Annotated in this window: 3 protein-coding genes and 1 pseudogene; 2 read left to right on the top strand and 2 right to left on the bottom strand. The window is 60.7% G+C overall.

Features of this window, described 5'->3' with window-relative positions; translation table 11 throughout:
• Nucleotides 1–435: 435 nt before the first annotated feature.
• Nucleotides 436–525, bottom strand: a pseudogene (locus NXS98_RS17900) (LEPR-XLL domain-containing protein); the annotation flags it as partial.
• A gap of 224 nt (nucleotides 526–749) precedes the next feature.
• On the opposite strand from NXS98_RS17900, the gene NXS98_RS03560 reads away from it, so the two are divergent.
• Both NXS98_RS03560 and metG read left to right on the top strand, forming a co-directional pair.
• A complete protein-coding gene (locus NXS98_RS03560) occupies nucleotides 750–4214 on the top strand; it encodes a DUF5107 domain-containing protein (RefSeq protein WP_283847096.1) in 3465 nt (1154 codons plus the stop codon).
• A 53-nt stretch (nucleotides 4215–4267) separates the two neighbouring features.
• Nucleotides 4268–5827, top strand: coding sequence for a methionine--tRNA ligase (metG, locus tag NXS98_RS03555; protein WP_283847095.1), 1560 nt, complete (start codon nucleotides 4268–4270; stop codon nucleotides 5825–5827).
• A 33-nt stretch (nucleotides 5828–5860) separates the two neighbouring features.
• Here the strand turns inward: metG and NXS98_RS03550 are convergent, their stop codons facing one another.
• Nucleotides 5861–8812, bottom strand: a complete 2952-nt coding sequence (locus NXS98_RS03550) for a glycoside hydrolase 5 family protein (RefSeq protein ID WP_283847094.1) — start codon at nucleotides 8810–8812, stop codon at nucleotides 5861–5863.
• Nucleotides 8813–8842 lie beyond the last annotated feature (30 nt).

The raw sequence follows: 8842 nt of genomic DNA, 5'->3' as shown, positions 1-8842 counted from the left end.
AATATAGAAACCTCCAAGCTTAGCTCCTGGCTGAATCTCAAACTCAAATAGGCCCAAACCTTGTCTCTCGCCTGATGCTGCAGGAGGACCATTGGCTGAGTGCAGCGTCATCACCGCTTGCGCCGCCGCAGATAGTGCCTGGCCATTGGCCCCGGCCACCATTCCCGGCTCATTAGACAAAACCTCCACAGCGCCGGGCTGGGAAACACATTCACCTTCGGCTAAAACTTGCTGCGCCGCTGCGCCTGCCTGTGATGTTTCCCTCACCTCTTGGACCGCCTCCTCCCCACTTTGAACAGAAGCTGCACCAGGGGAAAAAGTGGACTCCGCCACATCTTGCCACAAGTCATCAACCTGCGAGGAAACCGCCGCCCCTTCCGCCTCCACCGTTGATTCCTGCACCAACTCAATGCGATTGCCCGACGCCAAAGCCCCAACCGCCGTGAGCATCGGCTCCGCCGAAAGCAGAACACGCTGCTCAAGAGCTTCAAGATAATACGCGCCCCTATGCGATTGGCTGGCCATCCGTAATCGTGATATAGGAGGTAACTATTAAGCTATACCACTTCGGGCGCGCTCATGGAAACTAAAATCATGTTATGCGTGAATTAGTAGGCTGTTTAATTCTTTATGTCAAATATTTTTATGATTTATTTTTGTCCGTTGCGCCGGCCATCACCGCCGCCACCCCTTCTTCCACCCCCAGCCTTAACTTGTGCGCTTAAAACAACCGGCGTATTATGGTCCTCATGATACCTCTGCACTCCCGCATACTCTCTCTTTGGGCCGCCTTGACAGGTGCCTTGGGGTACGATGCGCCCACCCTGCAGGCCGCCCACGCCCCGGTGCGCGTCTGGGAAACCAACGCCGTCATCCCCACCTACCTGGCCGCTCCTCCCTCCGCCATTCCCCGCTTCTACAGCGGCCGCACCTACCAGGGCGCCAAGGCCACGTTTTACCCCTACCCTGTGCAGGACAAACTCACCGACATTAAAACCAACCAAACCTACCGCCTGGTCTATTTGGAAAACGATTACCTCCAAATCACCGTCTTGCCTGAAATTGGCGGCCGCATCTTCTCCGCCGTGGACAAAAGCAACGGCTACAACTTCTTCTACCGCCAGCGCGTCATTAAACCTGCCCTCATCGGCATGTTGGGAGCCTGGATTTCCGGCGGCGTGGAATGGAACATCCCCCATCACCATCGCGCCTCCAGTTTCATGCCTGTGGAATACACCATGACCACCAACGCCGACGGCAGCGCCACCGTCTGGGTGGGCGAAACCGAATGGCGCCATCGCTTGCGCTGGCTGGTGGGCATGACCCTCTACCCGCACCGCGGCTATCTGGAATTGAATTGCAAGGTGTTCAACAGCACGCCCTTCGCCCATTCCATGCTCTTCTGGATTAATCCCGCCGTCCACGCCAACACCCATTACCAGGTCCTTTTCCCTCCCTCCACCGAATGGGTCACCCAGCACAGCAAACCAGAATTTGCCAGTTGGCCCATCGCCCGCCAATGGTATGGCGGCGTGGACTACACCGCCGGCGTGGACATCAGTTGGTGGAAGAACCACCCCTCCCCAGTCTCCTTTTTTGCCTGGAATTACGAAGACGACTGGTTCGGCGGCTACGACCACGGGCAGCAGGCCGGCGTGCTCCACGTCGCCGACCATCACATCGCCCCCGGCAAAAAGTTTTTTGAATGGGGCAACGGCCCCGAAGGCGAAATGTGGAGCCAGGTGTTGACGGACGAGGACGGCTCCTACCTCGAACTCATGGCCGGCGCCTGGTCGGACAACCAACCCGATTACAGTTGGATGCAACCCGGGGAAGTCCGCGAATGGCAGCACTGGTGGTACCCCATTCGCCAGATGGGCGGCGTCAAAACCGCCACCAAAGACTTGGCCCTCAACCTCCAAACCGCCGACGGCCAAATCCACCTTGCCCTGAATGCCACCCGCGATTTCCCACGACTCCACGTCAGCCTCAAAGCGAAAGCCGCGGAGGACAGGGAAACCACACCCTTTTACGGAACCAACATTGCCTTGTATGTCGGCCAGGCCTGGAAAACGGCATTGCCGTTGAATCAATTTGCCATCCTCCCCGAATCCCTGGGGGTGGAAATCTTCGAGTTGAACGACCTTGGCCAACTCGGTTCCCTCGTCGCCTCCTATCAGGCAAAGCCTCCCCAAAACACCCCCATGCCCAAACCCGTCGAGCGTCCACGCAATCCCAAAGATTATTCCAGCGTGGACGAGCTCTATTACACCGCCCAGCGCATCGAGCAATTATACAGCCCCAGTTTTGAACCCGAACCTTACTATCAGGAAATCCTTCGTCGGGACCCCGGCGATTATCGCGCCAACACCGCCATGGGCATTCTCCTTTGCAGGCAATGGCGCTGGTCCGAGGCCGAGAACCATCTCCGCGCCGCCCTCGCCCGCGCCACCGCCCATTACCTTCGCCCCAAAGATGGCGAAGCCTCTTATTATCTCGGCGTCGCTTTGCTCAACCAGGCCCGGGAAATCCACCGACCGTTATTGTCTCCACCCTCCCCCAAACAAGCCTCCCTGCTGGCCGCCGCCGAAACCGCCTTCCGCCAGGCCGCCTGGTCTGAAGGCTGGAAAGCGGCCAGCTACCTGCAACTGGCCGAAATCGCCGGCCAGCGCGGCCAATTCCAGGAAGCTCTGCAGTGGCTGAACGCGCACCTCACCCTCAATCCACGCCATGCCGCCGCCCTCGCCGCCAAGGCCAGCATCCTTAACTTCCTCGGCCATGGCACAGAAGCCCATGCGGCCGCCACGCAAGCCCTTCAGTTGGACCCCTTGAGCTCACATGCCGAACTGGAACTTTACCTCGCCCAAAATCGCCACCGCAGCGTGCTCACCTGTGTCTCACCGGAAGCAATGGCCACGGTAAAACAGATTTTTCAACAGTCCGCCGCTGAAGCCCTCGAAGTCATGGCCTTCTACCAACGTGCCGGACTGCCCCATGGCGCCCTGGGACGCTGTCTCATCTACGGCAAACCCGCATGGGCAGACCCCTTTGTGCCGCTCCTCTTCTACTACGGCGCCATGCAATCGCCAGACGCATGGCAATTCCAAGACTTCGATTTCGCCGCCACCACCTCCAACCTGCTCACCGGCGCCTTTCTGTTTCAACATGAATCCATTCCCCTTTTGACCTGGCGAGCCAACCAGGCACCTTCCGACCCCATGCCGCTCTATGCCTTGGGCAACCTGCTCTACGACTCCCAACCCGCCCGCGCCATCGCTGCTTGGGAAAACGCCCGGCAGCGCCTCCAGGCAAACCCGCCCGCCAACCCTGCCCTCCACGCCCTCGTCCTGCGCAATCTGGGAACCGCCTACGCCCAGCAATACAAAGCAATGGATAAAGCCGTTGCCCACATGGAACAAGCCGTGCGCCTGAACCCACGCGAACCTCGCTTTCTCTATGAATTGGATGTCCTCCTCGAAGCCAGTGGCGCCCCCGTCAAACAGCGCCTCAACCGGCTGGAACAAACGCCGGAAATCGCCTCCCAGCGCGACGACTCCCTCACGCGCCTTATCCTCCTCTGCCTCGCGGATGGCCAATTCGACAGGGCGCTTAACATCCTCACCACCCACCGCTTCCACAACTGGGAAGGCAGCAGTGAAATCCGCAATGTCTATGTGGAAGCCCGCCTGCTCCGGGGACGCCGCCACCTCCAGGAAGGCCGCGCCGCAGAAGCTTTGAAAGATTTTACCGCCGCCCAGGAATTCCCCGCCAACCTCGAAGTTGGCCGCCCCAAACGCGATGCCAAAGCCGCCGCCATTTATTACCATCTGGCCCTCGCCCATCAGGCCGCCGGCCAGACGGACGCCGCCCGCCAGGCCCGCACCCAGGCCGCCGCAGCTTACGACGGCGGGCAGGGCTCCGACAGCCGCTTTTACCGCGCCATGGCCTTGAAAGAGCTGGGGCGCGAGACCGAAGCCCAGCCTTTGTTTGATGGCCTGGTCAGGCACGGCCAGGAATTGCAAACGCGCGAGCCCGCCGATTATTTCGCCAAATTTGGTGAGCGCCGCTCTGAACGCGTCCGCAAGGCCGACGCCCATTACCTCACCGGCCTCGGCCGCCTGGGACTCGGTCAAACGGCCGAGGCCCAGGCCGAATTCCAAAAAGCGCTCGAACTTCACCCCGCTCATCTCGGCGCTGCCATGCACCGGCGCTGAAAGCTTTCGGTCATTGCCAAGCGCCCCACCTTCGGCCACACTGGGCACGGCGCATGAGCAAGCGTTTTTACATTACGACGGCCATTGATTATGTGAATGGGCAGCCCCATCTGGGACATGCCTACGAGAAAATCATCACCGATGTCATTGCCCGTGCCCACCGCGCCTTGGGCGAGGAAGTCTTTTTCCTCACCGGCCTGGATGAACACGGCCAAAAAGTGCAGCAAGCCGCCGCCGCCATGGGCAAGGAACCCCAGGCGTACTGCGACGAATTGGCCGAAGACTGGCGGCGGTTTGTGGACAAGCTGGGCCTCTCCAATGACGAATTCATCCGCACCACCCAGCCCCGCCATAAACAATGGGTCCAAACCGTCCTCAACCGCCTCCATGCCCAGGGGGATTTTTACCTCAAGGAATATCGCGGTTTTTACAGTGTCAAAGAGGAAACCTTCTTGACGGAAAAAGACCGCCGCCCGGACGGCTCCTTCGACCCCGCTTGGGGGGATGTCATCGAACTTACCGAGCAAAATTACTACTTCCGCCTGGGACGCCATCAACCCTGGCTCATTGACCACATCGAAGCCAATCCCGACTTCATCGCTCCCGATTACCGCCGCAACGAAGTCCTGGGCTTCCTCAAAAACAATGTCCTCGAAGACCTCTGCATCACCCGCCCCGTCTCGCGCCTCAATTGGGGCATCCCCCTCCCCTTTGATCCCAATTACGTGACTTACGTCTGGTTTGATGCCCTGTCCAACTACGCCAGCCTGCCAGGCGCGCTGGGAGACCCCCTCGTCGTCCAGACCTTGGGACTCCCTCATCCCCCCACCGGCCCCGAACTCTGGCCGGCTGATATTCACGTCATCGGCAAGGACATCATCAAATTCCACGCCGTTTACTGGCCCATCATGCTCAAGGCCATGGGCCTGCCCCTCCCCAAGCAGGTCCTCGTTCACGGCTGGTGGCAAAAAGACGGCGCCAAACTCAGCAAATCCACCGGCAACATCGTGGACCCCGTCGCCGTCATTGATGAATGGGGCCTCGACGCCTTCCGCTACTACCTCGTCCGCGAACTGGCCATCGGCCCCGACGGCAATTGGACCGATGCCGGCTTCAGCAGCCGCTACCATGCCGAGCTGGCCAACGGTCTCGGCAATCTCCTCAACCGCACCCTGAACATGGTCAAGCGTTACCGCCAGGGCGCGGTGCCCCAACCCCATGCCGAGCTGGCCCCGGAAGCCAACGCCGTGCTGGACAAATTGACCACCCTTTTGCGCCACAACGAATTGCAGGAAGGCCTCATTACCATCTGGTCCCTCGTCAATCGCGCCAACCAGTACATTGACCAAACCGCGCCCTTCAAACTCGCCAAAGACCCCGCCCAGTCCACCCGTCTGGACCAGGTCTTGTACAACCTGCTCGAATGCTGCCGCGTCCTGGCAGTCCTTCTTTCCCCTTACCTCCCCACCACCGCCAGCCGCATCTTTGCCCAGCTCAACCTGGGACCAGTGCCCCACCTGCTGACCGAAGCTCGCTGGGGCAAACTCCCCCCGGGCCACAAAGTCGGCGAACCCACCCCCCTCTTCCCCCGCAAAGACCAGCCATCCAAATAACCATCACCCTAGGCCCGCACCTCTCCCAAGTCGTTACCTTTGCCCAGGCTCCCTTGCCCACCGCAAAGCTGGAATTCTTCCCGCCGCCACCGCCTGCCAATACTCCTCCTTCACCGCCTCATAAATCCCATGCAACCCCCGCGCATCCCGATCGCGATCCACCTCAATCCAGTAATCCGGTGATGCCGGCTTCGCCGCGCGCATAAAACGCGCCCCCTCCTCGCGTATCACCCCCGTAATCTCGCGATCCGTCCCATCTGGATTAATGATTCCGTAATCGCTGTTCTCATACAGTCGGAATCCCCCCGCATACCACCAGAAGAAAACTCCATCGGCCCCGCTTTCCCTCAACATCCGGTAAAAATCACGGTAATACTGCGCCGTAAAGGACAGTTTTTCCGGGCTGGGCGCCATCCGGTTCATGTCCCACACACTGTTGCCCATCTCGGCCCACACCACCGGCAATCCCGCGTTGCACAACCTCGCATAAGCCGCCGTAAAGTGGCCCGGCCGCACCTTCTCCCAATCCCCAATCCGGCCATAGGCCTCTGGCTCCCAAATATCCACCGCCTGCCGCAATCCATAAAAATCGTACGGCATCAGCCCCGGCCAGTTGTGCGTGGGATCCCCGCTCATTTGCATTCGGAAACTCACCAGATGATGCGGGTCAATGGACTTCACCAACCGCCGGGCCTCCCCGTACCGCTGGCCCACCAGCTCATCCAAAAACAACCGGTAATCCGCCACCATCTTCCGCCACGGCCCGTCCTTGAATAGATGTCCAGCCTCCGGCACATCCAGTGCCCCCTCTGCTCTGGGCGCCATAAAGCCCCACACGGCCTCGGCCCGCCCCACGTCGCCATAACGCCGTTGGACCCATTGCCGCCAGCCCTGCGCATAATGCCGCCGTTGGTAGGCGTGGTCATAATGACTGGGCTCCCACGCCAGATCGTAGGCCATGATGTTGTCCTGCTGCGCCAGCCGGAAATGCTCAATCAACGCCTTCATCTCATGCCAGCGAAAATCCATCGGCGTCCCCGGCCGCAGCGATTGATTCACCTTCAAACCCAGCCGCTCGCAACGCCGCAGAAAATCCAGCAAATGCCCCCCGTCCAAAGACCGGTAATAAATGAACGCGCTTACACTGTTCAGTCCCATGGCCCGAATGCGCTCCAAATCGCGCTGCACCACTTCCGGGTCATAACCGCCGCGCCCCACCCAATGCTCAAAATAGTCATGCGGCAGCGCAATGCCCGTCGCCGGCATGTAATTTACCCCATGCGCCTTCCACGGCTGGCCACGCCACATCAACCTGCCTCCCCTGGCGGTGACGTACTCCGGCCGGGCCGGCGGCTCCCACACATGCAACTCATGCTGCAAACGATCCACCACCCGTCCACCCACCCTTATTTCCACCGTTATCCGGCACCCCTCCCGCGGCCAGAACTTCGGAGGTTGAACCGCTGACAAGGTCATCACGCCTGGCGGCTCTAGCCGGAGTTTCCACTCATGCGCAAACCACTCCCTGCGCCCTTGCAATGTCTCCGCCCGCAGGCCCACCTGCGCCTCCGATGCCGACCCCCAGTTGGCCACCGTCACCCCCAGCCGCGTCGCTTGATTGGTGAATACGGTAAAAAGCTCCGCCCCGCCGTCTTTGAAAAACACCCCCCGCCGCATTGCCGCCAACACCTCCGGCAGCCACTCCCGCACCTCCTTCTCCCGGTAAAACGCGGGCGGCTCCGGCGTGAACACCACCCGCAAACTGCCCGCATACGGGCCCTCAAAAAAGCCCATCCACGCCCCCAGTGCCCCCCGGTAATCCCCCGTGCGCTCATCCCGCGCCTCCAATAACGGCTGCCATCGCCATGGCCGCCTTTGGTCAAATCCCTCTCCCTGCTGCCGGGGATGCAATGCATAAACTCCAGCCGGCAGCGCCCGCCCCAGCCGCAACGGTCCCGCCAGCCCCAAATCCCCCGGCGTCTGCACCCGCACGGGCGTTTCTACGGGATAAAACAAATAATCCGGACACAAACCCTCCAAATGCGGATGATTCACAAAACCCGGCGCTGGCACATCCCCAAATGGATTCGGCGCCGTGCCCACCTCATCCAACCAATACTCGTGTACCCGCCCCGAAACCGCGGTGTGGCTCTGCGCAATGCCAATGGTAAACCGCACCGCTTGCGCCGGATTAAACCGCGCCTGCGGCCCGGCCCGTGCAGGCGGCGGCTGCCACGCCCTGAAGGCCTCCGGCGGCAGCACATAATGCTGCCATTGCGTGGATACCTGCACCGTGGCAATCCAACGTGAGCCATCCGCCTCCACCCACTCCACCGCAAGCTGCCGCGTGGCCGGCGCACCTCTGGCCCGAAAACAAGTCAGCGTATGCCCCGGCGGAAATGGCTGTGTCAAATTGGGACTGCTTAGAATATCCCACCCCGTGAAATCCTCGATGCGAACGTGCAACACCGCGTTGCCCCCATCACTTTCTATCGCCCAATGCATCGGCCTTTCAGGCGTGTTGCTCGCTCTTCGCCACCCGGACATATCACCGGACGAAAAATCCATCAGCACTCGAACGGGCCGCTGCCGGTTCAATATGGCCTCATATTCCCCCCTCCCCAGCCATTGCCCGCCCACCTGAAAAAGCCCCGGCTTCCAGGCCGGCACTCCCACCGCCAACACCCGTCCGCCCGCCTTCAAAAAAGCGTCCACCGTCGTCACCGCCGGCGCCGGCAAACGCCGCGCTTGCGGCAGAATAAGCGTCCGTCCGATGTTGGTGAGCGCCGCCCGATTCGTGAACTGGGCCAAGCCTATCCATTCCACCTCATAACCGGCCGCCACCGCATGCCCCGCCAATTCCCCCGCCCAACTCCGGTCATAGCCCATCCCCTCCTCATAAAAAATCGCCGCCCGCTCTGCACTCAGCCCAGTCCAGACCAGTACAAAAAACAACCCGCATCCCACCCAACGGAGTGATAACATGCCTCCAACATCACGCCAGGCGCCGCCCCC

It is taken from the genome of Fontisphaera persica (assembly GCF_024832785.1).
Lineage (GTDB): Bacteria > Verrucomicrobiota > Verrucomicrobiia > Limisphaerales > Fontisphaeraceae > Fontisphaera > Fontisphaera persica.
This window is presented reverse-complemented; position numbering and strand designations above follow the sequence as displayed.

Bases quoted from the DNA above. Each gene is read 5' to 3' on its own strand.
- NXS98_RS03550 (WP_283847094.1), bottom strand. From the start codon at position 8,812: ATGTTATCACTCCGTTGGGTGGGATGCGGGTTGTTTTTTGTACTGGTC.
- NXS98_RS03560 (WP_283847096.1), top strand. From the start codon at position 750: ATGATACCTCTGCACTCCCGCATACTCTCTCTTTGGGCCGCCTTGACA.
- metG (WP_283847095.1), top strand. From the start codon at position 4,268: ATGAGCAAGCGTTTTTACATTACGACGGCCATTGATTATGTGAATGGG.